The following is a 14387-nucleotide window of genomic DNA, read 5'->3' as shown; positions in this document are numbered from 1 at the left end:
GCGGGAGTCGGGAAGATCCGATCATCCCGCCGACCGCCGGCGACGCCCAGTCGGCCGAATGGCTAACGCAGCGCGCGTTTCGCCGGCGCGGACGGGCGGAAAATCTTCACGGTGCGGATCGCCTGATCGTCGCTGCGCATGACTTCGAAGGTCACGTCGGCGATGCGCACCGACACGTCGCCGTCCGGAATGTCTTCGAGCGTTTCTAGAATCAGGCCGTTGAGCGTCTTCGGGCCGTCGGTGGGCAGCGTCAGATGCAGCCAGCGGTTCAGTTCGCGCAGCGGCATGCTGCCCGCCACGATGCATTCACCGTTGTCGTCCCAGCCACCGCGCGAACCGGCGCCGCGCGGGATCGTCGTCGTGAATTCGCCGATCAGTTCCTCGATGATGTCCTCGGGCGTCATGAGCCCCTGCAATTCGCCGTACTCGTCGACCACGATCGCAATGCGATGCCCGCTCTCCTGAAAATACTGCAGTTGCTGGAAGACCGGCGTGCCGGCCGGCACGAAATAAGGCTCGGCGAGCAGTTCGCGCAGCGTGTCGCGCTCGAGTTCCTGGTTATGCAGCGCAGAGAGCGTCTTGCGCACGTGCAGGATGCCGAGCACGCGGTCGATATCGCCCTGATACACGACGAGCTTGTTGTGATAGCAAGTCTCGAGCTGATGCAGGATCTGCTCGAACGGCGCGTCGAAATCGAGCGCTTCGATTCGGCGGCGCGGGATCATCACGTCATCGACGGTGATGTTTTCGAGATCGAACAGATTGAGCAGGATGCTGCGGTGCTTGGTCGGCATGAAGCTGCCGGTTTCGAGCACGATAGTGCGCAGTTCTTCCGGCGAAATGCGCTGATCGCGCTTGTTCTTTGTATTGATGTGCAACGCCGCGAGAATTGCGTTGGCGAAGAGATTCACGAACCAGATCAGCGGCCGGCCGATGCGCATGAGCGGCGCAAGCACGAGGCTCGCGGGCAGCGCCACCTTCTCCGGATAAGTCGCGCCGACGATTTTCGGCGCAATTTCCGCGAACACGATGATCAGAAACGCGATAACGCCCGTTGTGATGGAGAGGACGAGGTTGTTGTGACCGAAGGTGCGCAGCGCGATCGACGTGGTGAGGACCGGGATGATCGTGTTGATCAGGTTGTTGCCGATCAGGATGACGGAGAGCAATTGATCGGTTTTGCCGAGCAGGCGCTGCGTTGTGCGGGCGCGCAGCGATCCCTGACTCGCCAGAAATTTCAGACGATGGCGGTTGAGCGCCATCATCGACGTTTCGGAGATGGAAAAGAAACCGGAGAGAATCAGAAGCAGAAAAATGGCGCAAATTTGCGCCCATAAGGGAAGGTTGTCCACGCGATGATTGGTAGGGGCGGAGATGGGAGGGAATATAGCAGACGGGTTTGCAACTGGCCGTAGGCCGGACGGCCAACGCGCAGCCGCAGAACTGCGGAAAACAAAAAACCCGCATGGCGGACCATGCGGGTTTCGATAATTCTGGTCGGGGTGAGAGGATTCGAACCTCCGGCCTCTACGTCCCGAACGTAGCGCTCTACCAGGCTAAGCTACACCCCGAATTTGTACCAATGACTTGGTTACATCTGGACTCTTACGCCGCTTCAGTCTCGTTTAAGACTGTCTCGACGTCGAGTAAGAACATAATTCTAGCAGGCTTTCTTTGAAAATGGAATCGGGAAACGAAGAAATCGCATTCGCCGCGGCCTGAGCTTCCTTGCGCGCGCATTCCAGCGTGTGATCGAGCGCGCCGGAGGTGGTGATTGCGTGGAAGATCGTGTCGAAGCGGTCGGTGCCGCCTTGCTCGATCGCCTCGCGTGCGAGCGCCGCCTGCTCCGGCGTACCGTGTTCCATCAGATAGATCAGCGGCAGCGTGGGCTTGCCTTCGCGCAGGTCGTCGCCGGCGTTCTTGCCCATCGATTCGGGCGTGCCGGTGTAGTCGAGCCAGTCGTCCATGATCTGGAACGCCGTGCCGATGCGCCGGCCGAACTCGGCCGCCGCCGCCTCGGTGCGCGCGTCCGCTCCGGAGAGCACCGCGCCCAACTGCGCGGCCGCTTCGAACAGCTTCGCCGTCTTGTAGCGGATCACCTGCATGTAGCGCGCTTCGTCGACATCCGGGTCGTGCATGTTGAGCAACTGCAGCACTTCGCCTTCGGAGATGATGTTGGTCGCGACCGACAGAATCTCCATCACGCGCATCTTGCCGACGCTCACCATCATTTCGAACGAGCGCGAGTACAGGAAATCGCCGACCAGCACGCTCGCCGCGTTGCCGAACAGCGCATTCGCCGTCTTGCGGCCGCGGCGCAGGTCGGATTCGTCCACGACGTCGTCGTGCAGAAGCGTCGCCGTGTGGATGAACTCGACGACAGCCGCCAGTTCATGCCGATGGCCGGTCGTGTCGCCCAGCGCGCCCGAAACCAGGAGCAGCAACGCCGGACGCAGCCGCTTGCCGCCCGCGCCGATGATGTACTCGGAAATCTGGTTGATGAGCATCACTTCTGATGCCAGGCGCTGCCGGATGACGCGATTGACCTGCTGCATGTCCTCGGCAATCGGGGCGAGCAGTGCGGCGGCGTTGGGAGGGGAAGTGGCGGTGGACGACATGATCGGCAAGTAGAGTAACCGGCGGATTATAAGGCGAATCCGACATACGCCGGGTGCTCCGGGTGTCGATTCGGTGCCGATAGCGTGTCGATTCGGTGCCGATCGGGTGTGGAATTGGGCTCCCGTCGGCGAATTTCGCGAGGCGATCACGCCGCCGTCCGCCCCCGCGCGCGGCAAACGCCGCGGCACTTTGACGTCGCGCGTAACCCTATGTATAATCGCGTGTTTTCCCCGCGTGGTGCGTGGAAAAATGAATTCTGAGTGAGGTTCTCAATGTACGCGGTCATAAAAACCGGCGGCAAGCAGTATAAGGTTGCCGTTGGCGAAAAATTGAAAGTAGAACAGATACCGGCAGACATTGACGCTGAAATCACGCTCGACCAGGTTCTCGCAGTAGGCGAAGGCGAATCGATTAAGTTCGGTACGCCGCTGGTCAGTGGGGCTTCCGTCAAGGCTACCGTGGTTTCCCAAGGTCGTCATGCCAAAGTGACCATCTTCAAGATGCGTCGCCGGAAGCACTACCAAAAGCACGCTGGCCATCGCCAGAACTACACCGAACTGCGCATCGACGCGATCAACGCCTAACGTTCAGCACAGCAATCGGTTAAGGAGCTAAACACATGGCACACAAAAAAGCAGGCGGGTCTTCCCGCAATGGCCGCGACTCAGAATCGAAACGCCTCGGCGTGAAGGTTTATGGCGGCCAGGCAATCAACGCAGGCGGCATCATCGTTCGCCAGCGCGGCACGCGTATGCACCCGGGTGAAAATGTCGGCATCGGCAAGGATCACACGCTGTTCGCACTCGCTGACGGTCACGTCAAGTTCGTGACCAAGGGCGCTGCCAAGAAGCACATGGTCGTCGTCGTCCCGGCAGCAGCGTAAGTTCACTGCACGGGCTTCAGGACCGAAGAAAGGCCCCGCGAAGTTCGCGGGGCCTTTTTCGTTGGTGCGCCACAATTGCAGAAGCGGCGCATCGGCGGAGAATCCAGGAATATCGGTGACCCGTATCGTCGGGTCACGGCAAAATAGCTGTAAATACACGGGACGGAGCAACGCATGAAGTTCATTGACGAAGCGAGGATCGAAGTCATCGCCGGCGACGGAGGAGATGGCAGCGCGTCGATGCGCCGCGAAAAGTTCGTCCCGTTCGGCGGGCCGGACGGCGGCGACGGCGGCCGCGGCGGCAGCGTCTACGCGGTCGCTGACCGCAACATCAACACGCTGATCGACTACCGGTTCGCGAAAAAGCATCAGGCGCGCAACGGCGAAAACGGCCGCGGCGCCGACTGCTACGGCAAGGGCGGCGACGACATCACGTTGCGCATGCCGGTCGGCACCATCATCACGGATCAGGAAACGGGCGAGCTGATCGCCGATCTGACCGAGCACAACCAGCAAGTGCTGATCGCCCAGGGCGGCTCGGGCGGCCTCGGCAACCTGCATTTCAAGTCGAGCACGAACCGCGCGCCGCGTCAGAAGACCGAAGGCAAGCCGGGCGAGCGCCGCATGTTGCGGCTCGAACTGAAAGTGCTCGCCGACGTCGGCCTGCTCGGCATGCCGAACGCGGGGAAATCCACGTTCATTTCGTCGGTGTCGAACGCGCGGCCGAAGATCGCCGATTACCCGTTCACGACGCTCGCGCCGAATCTCGGCGTGGTGCGCGTCGGGCCGAGCAAGAGCTTCGTGATCGCCGACATTCCGGGCCTGATCGAAGGCGCGGCGGAAGGGGCGGGCCTCGGGCATCGCTTTCTGCGGCACTTGCAGCGCACCGGCGTGCTGCTGCATCTCGTCGACATGGCGCCGTTCGACGAAAACGTCGATCCGGTCGCGGAAGCGCGCGCGATCGTGAACGAACTGCGCAAGTACGACGAGTCGCTCTACGACAAGCCGCGCTGGCTCGTGCTGAACAAGCTCGACATGGTGCCGGAAGACGAGCGCGAGGCGCGCGTGCAAGATTTCGTCGAGCGTTTCGAGTGGGACGGTCCGGTCTTCGAGATTTCGGCGCTGACGGGGCAGGGTTGCGAAGCGCTCTGCTACGCCGTGTTCGATTACATTTCGGCGCACTCGGACGCATCGCGCGCAGCGGAAGCGGAAGATCTCGCCGCCGACGTGCGCTTTCGCGACGATGCAGCCGGCCAAAAAGACGAGTAACGAAGCGACCCGCTGAAACGGGCCGCGACACCCGAGGAGAAAGCGCACGATGCGTTCGGTCATCGCCGCTGCGAAGCGAATCGTAGTGAAAGTGGGGTCCAGTCTCGTCACCAACGACGGGCGCGGGCTCGATCATGCAGCCATCGGTCGCTGGGCGTCGCAGATTGCGGCGCTGCGCGAGCAAGGCAAGGAAGTCGTGCTCGTGAGTTCGGGCGCGATCGCGGAAGGCATTCACCGGCTCGGCTGGACCAAGCGTCCAAAAGAGATCGACGAATTGCAGGCCGCGGCGGCGGTCGGCCAGATGGGCCTCGCGCAGGTCTATGAAAGCAGCTTCGGCGCGCACGGCATCCGCACCGCGCAGATTCTGCTGACGCACGCCGATCTCGCCGATCGCGAGCGCTATCTCAACGCGCGCTCCACGCTGCTCACGTTGCTGCGTCTGGGCGCGGTGCCGATCATCAACGAGAACGACACGGTCATTACCGACGAAATCAAGTTCGGCGACAACGACACGCTCGGCGCGCTCGTGGCAAATCTGATCGAAGGCGATGCGCTCGTCATCCTGACCGATCAGCGCGGGCTGTTCACCGCCGATCCGCGCAAGGACCCGGCCGCAACACTCGTCGAGCAGGCCGACGCCGGCACGCCCGAACTCGAACAAATGGCGGGCGGCGCGGGTTCGAGTCTTGGCCGCGGCGGCATGCTGACCAAGATTCTCGCGGCGAAGCGCGCGGCGCACAGCGGCGCGAACACGGTGATCGCGAGCGGCCGCGAGGCCGACGTGCTGACGCGTCTCGCGTCGGGCGAAATGATCGGCACGCAACTCATCGCGCGCACGGCGAGAATCGCGGCGCGCAAGCAATGGATGGCGGATCATCTGCAGGTGCGCGGGCATGTGGTCATCGACAACGGCGCGGTGAACAAGCTCACCGCCGACGGCAAGAGTCTGCTGCCGATCGGCGTAATCGATGTGAAGGGTGCGTTCGGCCGCGGCGAGGTCATCGCCTGCGTCAACGATCAGGGGCAGGAAGTCGCGCGCGGCATCACGAACTACAGCAGTTCCGAGGCGCGGCTGATTCATCGGCGTCCGAGCGGCGAGATCGAAAGCGTGCTCGGCTACATGCTGGAGCCGGAGCTGATTCATCGCGACAATCTCGTGCTCGTCTGAGCGCGGAATAAAAAAACAAGCCCGCCGAGCCGCAAGGTCGACGGGCTTTTTTTACGGCAAACGCCAACGCCGCATTAGTGCGTGTTGATCAAAGTTTGCGTGCGCTTGTACTGGATGTTGTTCACGATCGTCTTGGCGGTGCCCACGGGCAGCTTGCTCGTGCAGAAATAATCCTGATAGAGCGCCGCCTGATACGCGTTCAGCTCGCCGTTTTCGATCCGCTTGAAATCGAACGCGGCGCCCTGATCCCAGCCGTTCTGCTCGTCGTTGATGCTGGCGTAGCGGCGCCATTCGTAGGTGTCGCAACGAATGCCTTCGTAGTTGACGTTGCGCGCGCCCGCCGGGCTCGTCACGACGACCACATAACGAACGACGCCGTCGTTGCCGACGGTGAGCGACGTTTTATCGACGGCAAAATTGAGCGGCGTGTTCTGCGAGACGTTGAAGGGCAGCAGGTTCGACGCCTGCGGCAGCGGCGGCAGCGTTTCGATCTTGTCTTCGGTCCACGTCGTCTTGCGGTCGAGCAGATAGGTGAAGACGCCGTCATCCTGATTCGACGGCGCTTTGGAACTGGAGCAGCCGGCGAGCGCGGCCAGTGCCGCCGCAGATACCGCGATTAGCGCGAGTGAGGCATTCACTTTCAATTGGGTCTTCCAGGAAACTTGCGCGCGGGGCTTCGGGTGCCCGCCCGGCGACAAAGACAAAAAAGACGAACGATACGAAATGGCACGGCGAGTGTTTCGCCGTGCCATTGTTCCATATCGTGCTGAGTGCCAAAGAAGTGCGCGGGACGGACCAGGTCAGTCACACGGTGAACGATGATGCACGATCACCTGCACTTCTTCGCTGACCGTGCATTCTGCCTGAACTGCCGTGCCGGAGGCAGTGACAGAAGGCGCTTCGATCGTCAGCGTCTGGATCACGCGTGGATAGCGTGGCCCATGATGCGCGGCTCGCTCGCCGCGTTCGCCGCGGGAGTTGGTTCGCCGCACGAACCGGGATAGCTCGTTGAGAGCCAGTTGATAAACGTCGCGCTTGAACTCGATGACCGCATCGAGCGGTACCCAATACTCGTTCCAGCGCCAGGCATCGAATTCCGGATGGTCCGTCGCGCGCAGGCAGATGTCACAATCGCGCCCCACCATACGCAGCAGAAACCAGATCTGTTTCTGACCGCGATAATGTCCACGCACCTCACGCTTGATGAACTTGTCCGGCACCTCATAACGCAGCCAGTCGCGCGTGCGACCCAAAACTTTTACGTGTTCCGGAAGCAGGCCGGTTTCTTCGTGTAACTCCCGATACATCGCTTGCACAGGGGTCTCACCATATTTGATGCCCCCTTGCGGAAACTGCCAGGAATGTTCACGCAGTCGCTTACCCCAAAACACTTCGTTGCGCGCGTTCAAGAGGATGATGCCGACGTTCGGGCGAAAGCCTTCACGATCCAGCATACAACCACCTTCGAATCCTTTAAAATTGCTTTGATTATAAACAGTTAACGGACTCGGCGCACCGGCACGAACCCCAATTCAGGGCATGATTTCCCGTCCGGGCTCAACACGCTTTGCCAGACAGCCGCGAAGGCGGCAAAATCTTCTTTCGCCGGCCGAAGTCAATGCCGACTCCGGCCTCGACTCTGGCCCTATGCGAAGCCGTCGGCCGTGTCCGTCGTTCACCCCCGTTTCGCCTGCTTAGGCGCTCACCCGAGCATCGCGGCGTGCGCCGCTTTTGGAAAAATTGAATGAAAGCATCCCGTTTCTTCATCGGCACCCTGAAGGAAGCTCCCGCCGACGCCGAGATCGTCAGCCACAAGCTGATGATGCGTGCCGGCATAATTCGCCGCGTCGCGGGCGGCATCTACGATTACATGCCGATCGGCCTGCGTTCCATTCGCAAGGTCGAAGCCATCGTGCGTGAAGAGATGAACCGCGCGGGCGCGCTCGAACTGCTGATGCCGGCCGTGCAGCCCGCCGAACTGTGGCAGGAATCGGGCCGCTGGGAGCAGTACGGCCCGGAACTGCTGCGTTTCAAGGACCGCCACGAACGCGATTTCGTGATGGGCCCGACGCACGAGGAAGTCGTAACCGACATCGCGCGCCGCGAGATCAAGAGCTATCGCCAGTTGCCGGTGAACTTCTACCAGATCCAGACGAAGTTCCGCGACGAAATCCGCCCGCGCTTCGGCGTGATGCGTGGCCGCGAGTTCATCATGAAGGACGCGTATTCGTTCGATAAGGACGCAGCCGGCCTCGCCGAGTCGTACCGCAAGATGTACGACGCCTACGTGCGCATCTTCACGCGCATCGGCCTGAAGTTCCGCGCGGTCGCGGCGGACAACGGTTCGATCGGCGGCAGCGGCTCGCATGAATTCCACGTGATCGCCGAGACGGGCGAGGACGACATCGCGTATTGCCCGGACTCGGATTTCGCGGCGAACGTCGAAGCCGCCGATGCGTTGCCGCTCATCGCCAAGCGCGCCGCGCCCACCGAGGAACTGAAGAAGACGCCGACGCCGGGCGCCGCGAAATGCGAGGCGGTCGCGCAGCTCCTGAACATTCCGCTCGAACGCACGATCAAGTCGATCATCCTCGCCACCGACAACGAAGGCGCCGAGCCGACCATCTGGCTGCTGATGCTGCGCGGCGATCATTCGCTCAACGACATCAAGACCGGCAAGTTGCCGGGCCTGAAGGGCTACCGTTTCGCGACCGAAGCCGAGATCGTCGAATGGTTCGGCACGCCGCCGGGCTATCTCGGCCCGATCGGCACGAAGAAGCCCGTGCGCGTGATCGCGGACCGCACGGTCGCGAACATGAGCGATTTCGTCGTCGGCACGAACGAGGTCGATTTCCACACGACCGGCGTGAACTGGGGCCGCGATCTGCCCGAGCCGGAAGTGGCGGACATCCGCAATGTGGTCGCGGGCGATCCTTCGCCGGACGGCAAAGGCACGCTCGAAATCTGCCGCGGCATTGAAGTGGGCCACGTGTTCCAGCTCGGCACGAAGTACTCCGATTCGATGGGCGCAACGTTCCTCGACGAAAACGGCAAACCCGCGCCGATGCTGATGGGCTGCTACGGCGTCGGCATCACGCGCGTGCTGGGCGCTGCGATCGAACAGAATTTCGACGAACGCGGCATCATCTGGCCGGAAGCCATTGCGCCGTTCGAAGTCGTGATCTGCCCGATGGGCTACGACCGCAGCGACGCCGTGCGCGAGCAGGCCGACAAGCTCTACGCGAGCTTGCAGGCGGCGGGCATCGACGTGATCCTCGACGATCGCGGCGAGCGTCCGGGCGTGATGTTCGCGGACTGGGAACTGATCGGCGTGCCGCATCGCGTGGTGATCGGCGATCGCGGGCTGAAGGAAGGCAAGCTCGAATACCAGGGCCGCCGCGACGCCGAAGCCACGCTGCTGGCGGTCGAGGAAGCGGCGGATATCGTGACGGGCAAGGTGCGGGCGGCGCTCGGGAAGTAATGCAGTACAACTTCCTGTCGGCGACGATCCTGCTGCTCCTGATCACCGATCCGCTCGGCAACATTCCGATCTTCATCAACGCGCTGCGCGGCGTCGCGAAAGAGCGGCGGCGCGTGGTCGTGTTGCGGGAAGTGGCGATCGCGTTCGTGATCCTGCTGGTGTTCATGCTGGCGGGCGATCGCTTCCTGCGCGCGATGAATCTCACCGACGTGTCATTGCGCATCGCGGGCGGCATCGTGCTGTTTCTGATCGCGCTGCGCATGATCTTCCCGCATCCCGACGGTCCGATGGGCGGCGACTCGCGCGGCGGCGAGCCGCTCATCGTGCCGCTCGCGATTCCGGCGCTGGCCGGGCCTTCGGCGTTGGCGACGGTGATGCTGCTGACCTCGCAGGCGCCGGGCAAGATGTTCGAGTGGATCGGCGCGCTCACGGTCACGATGGTCGTCTGCGCGATCGTGCTTCTCCTCGCGGAGAAGATTCAGCAGTGGCTCGGCGAGCGCGCGGTGACGGCGTTCGAGCGCCTGATGGGGCTTGTGCTCGTCGCGATTTCCGTCGAAATGATGCTCACAGGCATACGCACTTTCGTGCATCAGTTGTGAAAAAAGCGGCCGAGGCCGCTTTTTTTATCGCTTCGCCGGAGTGGAACGCTCAGGCTGTCACGCTCACGGCTCACGCGCCTTCGGTCAGCGCCCGGATCGTCGGCAGATTGCGCCAGTAACCCTTCGCATCCATTCCGCAGCCGAACACATACCGGTCCGGCACTTCGAATCCGCAGAAATCGGGACGCAGCGGTTTCGCTTTCGGGATGATCTTCTCGCACAGCACCGCCGACAGAAACGACTTCGCGCCCATTGCCATGATGCGGTCGCGAATCGCGGCCATTGTTTCGCCTTCGTCGAGGATGTCGTCCAGCACGAGCACCACGCGATCCTTCACCGATTCCGCCGGCGCCACGCGCCATTGCATCTCGCTGCCGCCCTTGATGGCGTTGCGATAGCGCGTCAGATGGATGTAATCGAACTCGAGCGGGAAATCCAGATGCGGCAGCAGCATGCCGGTGAACACAGCCGCGCCTCCCATGACCGAGAGCACGAGCGGGAAGTCGTTTTGCGTCGCCGTCTTGATGGCCGCAGCCATCTTGCCGATCGATGCGTTGACTTCGTCAGCCGTCACGATTTCTTCGGAGTGGCTGAAAATATGGAGGGCTTCGTCGCGATTCATAGGGAAAGCGGGGGAGAGGCTGACTTCTTAGTGTGGAAAAAAACGGCGGTGTGCGCCATATGATAAACCCGCGCTTTCCGCCGTAAGTGGACGGAGCGCGGGTTCGACCGAATGCGGCTCAGCGCATGCCCGGAAGCATGCCCTTCATGCCGCGCATCATTTTCTGCATGTTCCCGCCTTTGAGCTTCTTCATCATGCCGCGCATCTGCTCGTATTGATTCAGCATGCGATTCACTTCCTGCACGTGCACGCCCGCGCCCGCCGCGATGCGCCGTTTGCGCGCGGCCTTGATGAGTTCGGGCTTGGCACGCTCGGCAAGCGTCATCGAGTTGATGATGCCCTCCATGCGGCGCATCTGCTTCTCGGCGTTGTTCATGTCCGCGCCTTGCGCCGCCTGCTGGAACTGCGCGGGCAGCTTGTCCATCAGCGAGGACAGGCCGCCCATCTTTTTCATTTGCGAGAGCTGCGCCTTGAAGTCGTTCAGGTCGAAGTCGCCGCCTTTCTTGACCTTGTCGGCGAGCTTCTGCGCGGCCTGCGTGTCGACGCCGCGCTGCGCTTCCTCGACGAGCGCGAGAATGTCGCCCATGCCGAGAATCCGGTTCGCCATGCGATCCGGGTGGAAGACTTCGAGACCGTCCAGCTTTTCCGCGACGCCGACGAACTTGATCGGCTTGCCGGTGACGTGGCGCACCGAGAGCGCCGCGCCGCCGCGCGAGTCGCCGTCGAGCTTGGTGAGCACGACGCCGGTGAGCGGCAGCGCGTCGTTGAACGCCTTCGCGGTGTTCACGGCGTCCTGGCCGAGCATGGCATCGACGACGAACAGCGTTTCAGCGGGCTTGAGCAGCGCGTGGAGTTCGCTGATCTCGTTCATCATCGCTTCGTCGATGCCGAGACGGCCGGCGGTATCGACGATCACGACGTCGTGGTAATGACGCTTCGCCCAGTCGATCGCGGCGCGCGCGATGTCCGCGGGCTTCTGATCCGGCTCCGACGGGAAGAAATCCGCGCCGACCTGCTCGGTCACCGTCTGCAACTGGCGGATGGCGGCGGGGCGGTACACGTCGACGGATACCGTCAGCACCTTCTTCTTGTGCTTCTCGCGCAGCAGTTTGGCGAGCTTGCCGGTGGTGGTCGTCTTGCCCGCGCCCTGCAGACCGGCCATCAGGATGACGGCGGGCGGCGTGACGGCGAGATCGAGTTCGACCGCCTTGCCTTCGTAATCGCCGCCGATGACGGCCGTCAGTTCGCGCTGCACGACGCCGACGAGCGCCTGCCCCGGCGACAGGCTCGAGAGCACTTCCTCGCCGAGCGCCTTTTCCTTCACCTTCGCGATGAACTCGCGCACGACCGGCAGCGCCACGTCCGCTTCGAGCAGCGCGAGACGCACTTCGCGCAGCATCTCCTGCGTGTTGGCCTCGGTGAGCCGGGCCTCGCCGCGCAGCGTCTTGACGACGCGCGCCATCCGTTGAGTGAGGTTATCGAGCATGGGGGAATCTGTAGAGAATGCGGCCCTTTTTCACTGCGATTTCATGCGCCGGCTTGCGTGCCGCCCCGCGTTGGCGCAAGGGGGAAACCGTCGCGAGTCAAGGGCCTAGTGTAAACTTCGAACAATGGATATTGTACTGTATGCCCTCACTGCGCTTCTCTACGGCGGACTCGCCGTGGCGGGCTGGCGCGCGCATCGCCATACGGCTGTCGGGCCGGCGCTGGCGGGCATGCCTTCGACGGGCTTCGGAACGGTAGCACCGGCGCCTGTAGCCACATCGAAGGCGTCCGGCATGAGCGGCGTCGGACGTGCTCTATTATTAATAGCGTTGCTCGTGCACGGCGTTCTGCTGCACACCACGATCTTTCCCCAGAACGCGATGATCTTCGGCTTCGCGTTCGCGCTCTCCGCGATGTTCTGGCTCGGCGCGGGCATCTACTGGATCGAGAGTTTCTTCTTCCCGCTCGACGGCTTGCGCCTGCTCGTGCTGCCGCTCGCGTGCATCGCCTCGTTGCTGCCGCTCTTGTTCGGCGGCGTGCGCGTGCTGTCGTATTCCGCCGCGCCGATGTTCAAGCTGCATTTCCTGATCGCGAACATCGCGTACGGACTCTTCGCGATTGCCGCGCTCCACGCCGTGCTCATGCTGATGCTGGAACGCCGCCTGCAACGCATGCGCGGCCTCTCGACGCGGCATGACGGCCAGGGCTGGCTCGCAAGCTGGCTCGACACCTTGCCGCCGCTCCTCACGCTCGAAAAGCTGCTGTTCCGTCTGATCGCGGCAGGCTTCGTGCTGCTCACGCTTACGCTGGTCTCGGGCATCGCGTTCAACGAGCAACTGGTCGATCGCGCGCTGCGCCTCGATCACAAGACCGTCTTCGCGTTCCTCTCTTGGCTGATGTTCGGCGCGCTGTTGACCGCGCGGCGCATTTCCGGCTGGCGCGGGCGCGCTGCGCTGCGCTGGGTGCTGGCCTCGTTCGCTGCGCTGCTGCTTGCGTATGTCGGCAGCCGCTTCGTGTTCGAAGTGTTGCTGCACCGCGCGGTCGTCTGAGGATCGTCCGAACGAACGAGCGCGTTCTTATCCGGCTTTCGAATCGATGCGAAATTTCTTCTTCCTGATCGTTCTGTTCTTTCTGAGCCAGTGGCTTCTGAAGAAGCTGCGCCGCGCGAATGAGCGCGCGCAGCAGGGCGACGCCCAGGCGGGCAGCGCAACCGCGGGCAACGGCGGCACACGCCGCGCGCGCACGGCCAACGGCGGTGGCAACGGCGCAGCCGCTGAAGCCACGCCGCAACTCGCCGATCCGCTCATCCGCTGCGTGCAATGCGGCGTGCACACGCCGCGCAGCGAGTCGATCGTGGTGGCGGGCGAGCGCTTCTGCTGCGCCGATCACGCGCGCCGTCACGCGAACCGTCCCACCGGCCGCGACGCACGATGAACACGCCACACATTCCGTCGAAGCGCGAGCCGCATATCGACGCGCAAGGCTGGCTCACGAGCGCGCAGCGCCTGCCGTCGCCGAATTTCGAGGCGCGGCCGGACAACGCGGTGCCGACGCTCATCGTCGTGCATAACATCAGTTTGCCGCCCGACGACTTCACGACGAACTCCATCGCCGATTTCTTCCTCAACCGGCTCGACCACGACGCGCATCCGTACTTCGATCATCTGCGCGGCATGCGCGTGTCGGCGCATTTCGTGATTCGCCGCGACGGCGCCATCGAGCAATTCGTCTCCTGCGATGAACGCGCGTGGCACGCCGGCGTCTCCGCGTTCTGCGGACGCGAGCGCTGCAACGATTTCTCGATCGGCATCGAGCTCGAAGGCAGCGATCGCGTGCCGTTCGAGAACGCGCAGTACGAGGCGCTCGCCGCGCTCGTGCGCATGATCGTGAAGCGCTATCCGATCGATGCGCTCGCCGGTCATTCGGACATCGCGCCCGGCCGCAAAACCGATCCCGGCCCACATTTCGACTGGCCGCGCCTGCGTCACGACAGCGCACTGCCGCCGTCGTATTTCCCATTCCAGTCCGGCGACTGAACCCAACATCCGAGCATCGCGTATGGTTTTTGTCGCTGCAGCGCAGCGACGTTACGCGCTGTGCCTTGCCGCGCTTGAAGTGAGAAAAGTCAACCCTGAGCACGCAGAAAAAAGTTTTTGAGACTGCGCGGATGCCCACTATACTTGGTGCCGACAGACGTACTTTGCACTAGATCTTGTGTTGTTGAGGCGGCGCCCGCTCACACGAGCCGGCGCCGCCCGCTT

Annotated in this window: 15 protein-coding genes and 1 tRNA gene; 9 read left to right on the top strand and 7 right to left on the bottom strand. The window is 62.8% G+C overall.

Annotation, left to right across the window (positions count from 1 at the left end; translation table 11 throughout):
- Positions 1 to 62 precede the first annotated feature (62 nt).
- The 3 genes from BRPE64_RS11515 to BRPE64_RS11505 form a co-directional block, all read right to left on the bottom strand.
- Positions 63 to 1352, bottom strand: coding sequence for an HlyC/CorC family transporter (locus BRPE64_RS11515; protein WP_016346300.1), 1290 nt, complete (start codon positions 1350 to 1352; stop codon positions 63 to 65).
- A gap of 142 nt (positions 1353 to 1494) precedes the next feature.
- Positions 1495 to 1571: transfer RNA gene (locus BRPE64_RS11510), tRNA-Pro, on the bottom strand.
- Positions 1572 to 1625: 54 nt separating this feature from the next.
- Positions 1626 to 2618, bottom strand: a complete 993-nt coding sequence (locus tag BRPE64_RS11505; protein WP_044041588.1) for a polyprenyl synthetase family protein — start codon at positions 2616 to 2618, stop codon at positions 1626 to 1628.
- A gap of 273 nt (positions 2619 to 2891) precedes the next feature.
- Between BRPE64_RS11505 and rplU the strand changes: the two genes are divergently transcribed.
- The 4 genes from rplU (at position 2892) to proB (ending at position 5939) form a co-directional block, all read left to right on the top strand.
- Positions 2892 to 3203 (top strand): 50S ribosomal protein L21, encoded by a 312-nt coding sequence (gene rplU / locus BRPE64_RS11500; protein ID WP_016346298.1) that lies wholly within the window; start codon positions 2892 to 2894, stop codon positions 3201 to 3203.
- Between the two features lie 35 nt (positions 3204 to 3238).
- A complete protein-coding gene (gene rpmA, locus BRPE64_RS11495) occupies positions 3239 to 3502 on the top strand; it encodes a 50S ribosomal protein L27 (protein WP_044041586.1) in 264 nt (87 codons plus the stop codon).
- Positions 3503 to 3676: 174 nt separating this feature from the next.
- On the top strand, positions 3677 to 4771 hold the full coding sequence (gene cgtA, locus BRPE64_RS11490; protein WP_016346296.1) for an Obg family GTPase CgtA: 1095 nt from the start codon (positions 3677 to 3679) through the stop codon (positions 4769 to 4771).
- Positions 4772 to 4820: 49 nt separating this feature from the next.
- On the top strand, positions 4821 to 5939 hold the full coding sequence (gene proB / locus BRPE64_RS11485) for a glutamate 5-kinase (protein ID WP_016346295.1): 1119 nt from the start codon (positions 4821 to 4823) through the stop codon (positions 5937 to 5939).
- Between the two features lie 74 nt (positions 5940 to 6013).
- Here proB and BRPE64_RS11480 read toward each other — a convergent pair whose 3' ends face one another.
- Together BRPE64_RS11480 and BRPE64_RS11475 are read right to left on the bottom strand one after the other, a co-directional pair.
- Positions 6014 to 6577 carry a CNP1-like family protein gene (locus BRPE64_RS11480; protein ID WP_016346294.1) on the bottom strand — a complete coding sequence of 188 codons (564 nt, stop codon included), beginning with the start codon at positions 6575 to 6577 and terminating at the stop codon, positions 6014 to 6016.
- Positions 6578 to 6739: 162 nt separating this feature from the next.
- Complete coding sequence (locus BRPE64_RS11475; protein WP_016346293.1) at positions 6740 to 7393, bottom strand: RNA pyrophosphohydrolase; 654 nt, start codon at positions 7391 to 7393, stop codon at positions 6740 to 6742.
- Between the two features lie 290 nt (positions 7394 to 7683).
- Here BRPE64_RS11475 and BRPE64_RS11470 point away from each other — a divergent pair, with 290 nt between their 5' ends.
- Positions 7684 to 9420 (top strand): proline--tRNA ligase, encoded by a 1737-nt coding sequence (locus BRPE64_RS11470; protein WP_016346292.1) that lies wholly within the window; start codon positions 7684 to 7686, stop codon positions 9418 to 9420.
- A complete protein-coding gene (locus BRPE64_RS11465) occupies positions 9420 to 10019 on the top strand; it encodes a MarC family protein (RefSeq protein WP_016346291.1) in 600 nt (199 codons plus the stop codon). The genes BRPE64_RS11470 and BRPE64_RS11465 overlap by 1 nt, the downstream gene beginning before the upstream one ends.
- Positions 10020 to 10089: 70 nt before the next feature.
- Here the strand turns inward: BRPE64_RS11465 and BRPE64_RS11460 are convergent, their stop codons facing one another.
- Positions 10090 to 10641, bottom strand: coding sequence for a hypoxanthine-guanine phosphoribosyltransferase (locus BRPE64_RS11460; protein WP_016346290.1), 552 nt, complete (start codon positions 10639 to 10641; stop codon positions 10090 to 10092).
- A gap of 118 nt (positions 10642 to 10759) precedes the next feature.
- On the bottom strand, positions 10760 to 12127 hold the full coding sequence (ffh, locus tag BRPE64_RS11455) for a signal recognition particle protein (protein WP_044041584.1): 1368 nt from the start codon (positions 12125 to 12127) through the stop codon (positions 10760 to 10762).
- Between the two features lie 124 nt (positions 12128 to 12251).
- Here ffh and BRPE64_RS11450 point away from each other — a divergent pair, with 124 nt between their 5' ends.
- The 3 genes from BRPE64_RS11450 to ampD are packed head-to-tail and all read left to right on the top strand — an operon-like array spanning position 12252 to position 14162.
- Entirely contained in the window at positions 12252 to 13175 is a 924-nt protein-coding gene (locus BRPE64_RS11450) for a cytochrome C assembly family protein (protein ID WP_016346287.1), read from the top strand.
- A gap of 46 nt (positions 13176 to 13221) precedes the next feature.
- Positions 13222 to 13560: a PP0621 family protein gene (locus BRPE64_RS11445; RefSeq protein WP_016346286.1), complete on the top strand. Its 339-nt coding sequence runs from the start codon at positions 13222 to 13224 to the stop codon at positions 13558 to 13560.
- The gene (gene ampD, locus BRPE64_RS11440) at positions 13557 to 14162 is read left to right on the top strand and encodes a 1,6-anhydro-N-acetylmuramyl-L-alanine amidase AmpD (protein ID WP_016346285.1); all 606 of its coding nucleotides are present in this window, start codon (positions 13557 to 13559) and stop codon (positions 14160 to 14162) included. The genes BRPE64_RS11445 and ampD overlap by 4 nt, the downstream gene beginning before the upstream one ends.
- Positions 14163 to 14387: the final 225 nt, after the last annotated feature.

The organism is Caballeronia insecticola (assembly GCF_000402035.1).
Lineage (GTDB): Bacteria > Pseudomonadota > Gammaproteobacteria > Burkholderiales > Burkholderiaceae > Caballeronia > Caballeronia insecticola.
This window is presented reverse-complemented; position numbering and strand designations above follow the sequence as displayed.

Bases quoted from the DNA above. Each gene is read 5' to 3' on its own strand.
- BRPE64_RS11505 (WP_044041588.1), bottom strand. From the start codon at position 2,618: ATGTCGTCCACCGCCACTTCCCCTCCCAACGCCGCCGCACTGCTCGCC.
- rplU (WP_016346298.1), top strand. From the start codon at position 2,892: ATGTACGCGGTCATAAAAACCGGCGGCAAGCAGTATAAGGTTGCCGTT.
- rpmA (WP_044041586.1), top strand. From the start codon at position 3,239: ATGGCACACAAAAAAGCAGGCGGGTCTTCCCGCAATGGCCGCGACTCA.
- cgtA (WP_016346296.1), top strand. From the start codon at position 3,677: ATGAAGTTCATTGACGAAGCGAGGATCGAAGTCATCGCCGGCGACGGA.
- proB (WP_016346295.1), top strand. From the start codon at position 4,821: ATGCGTTCGGTCATCGCCGCTGCGAAGCGAATCGTAGTGAAAGTGGGG.
- BRPE64_RS11475 (WP_016346293.1), bottom strand. From the start codon at position 7,393: ATGCTGGATCGTGAAGGCTTTCGCCCGAACGTCGGCATCATCCTCTTG.
- BRPE64_RS11470 (WP_016346292.1), top strand. From the start codon at position 7,684: ATGAAAGCATCCCGTTTCTTCATCGGCACCCTGAAGGAAGCTCCCGCC.
- BRPE64_RS11465 (WP_016346291.1), top strand. From the start codon at position 9,420: ATGCAGTACAACTTCCTGTCGGCGACGATCCTGCTGCTCCTGATCACC.
- BRPE64_RS11460 (WP_016346290.1), bottom strand. From the start codon at position 10,641: ATGAATCGCGACGAAGCCCTCCATATTTTCAGCCACTCCGAAGAAATC.
- ffh (WP_044041584.1), bottom strand. From the start codon at position 12,127: ATGCTCGATAACCTCACTCAACGGATGGCGCGCGTCGTCAAGACGCTG.
- BRPE64_RS11450 (WP_016346287.1), top strand. From the start codon at position 12,252: ATGGATATTGTACTGTATGCCCTCACTGCGCTTCTCTACGGCGGACTC.
- BRPE64_RS11445 (WP_016346286.1), top strand. From the start codon at position 13,222: ATGCGAAATTTCTTCTTCCTGATCGTTCTGTTCTTTCTGAGCCAGTGG.
- ampD (WP_016346285.1), top strand. From the start codon at position 13,557: ATGAACACGCCACACATTCCGTCGAAGCGCGAGCCGCATATCGACGCG.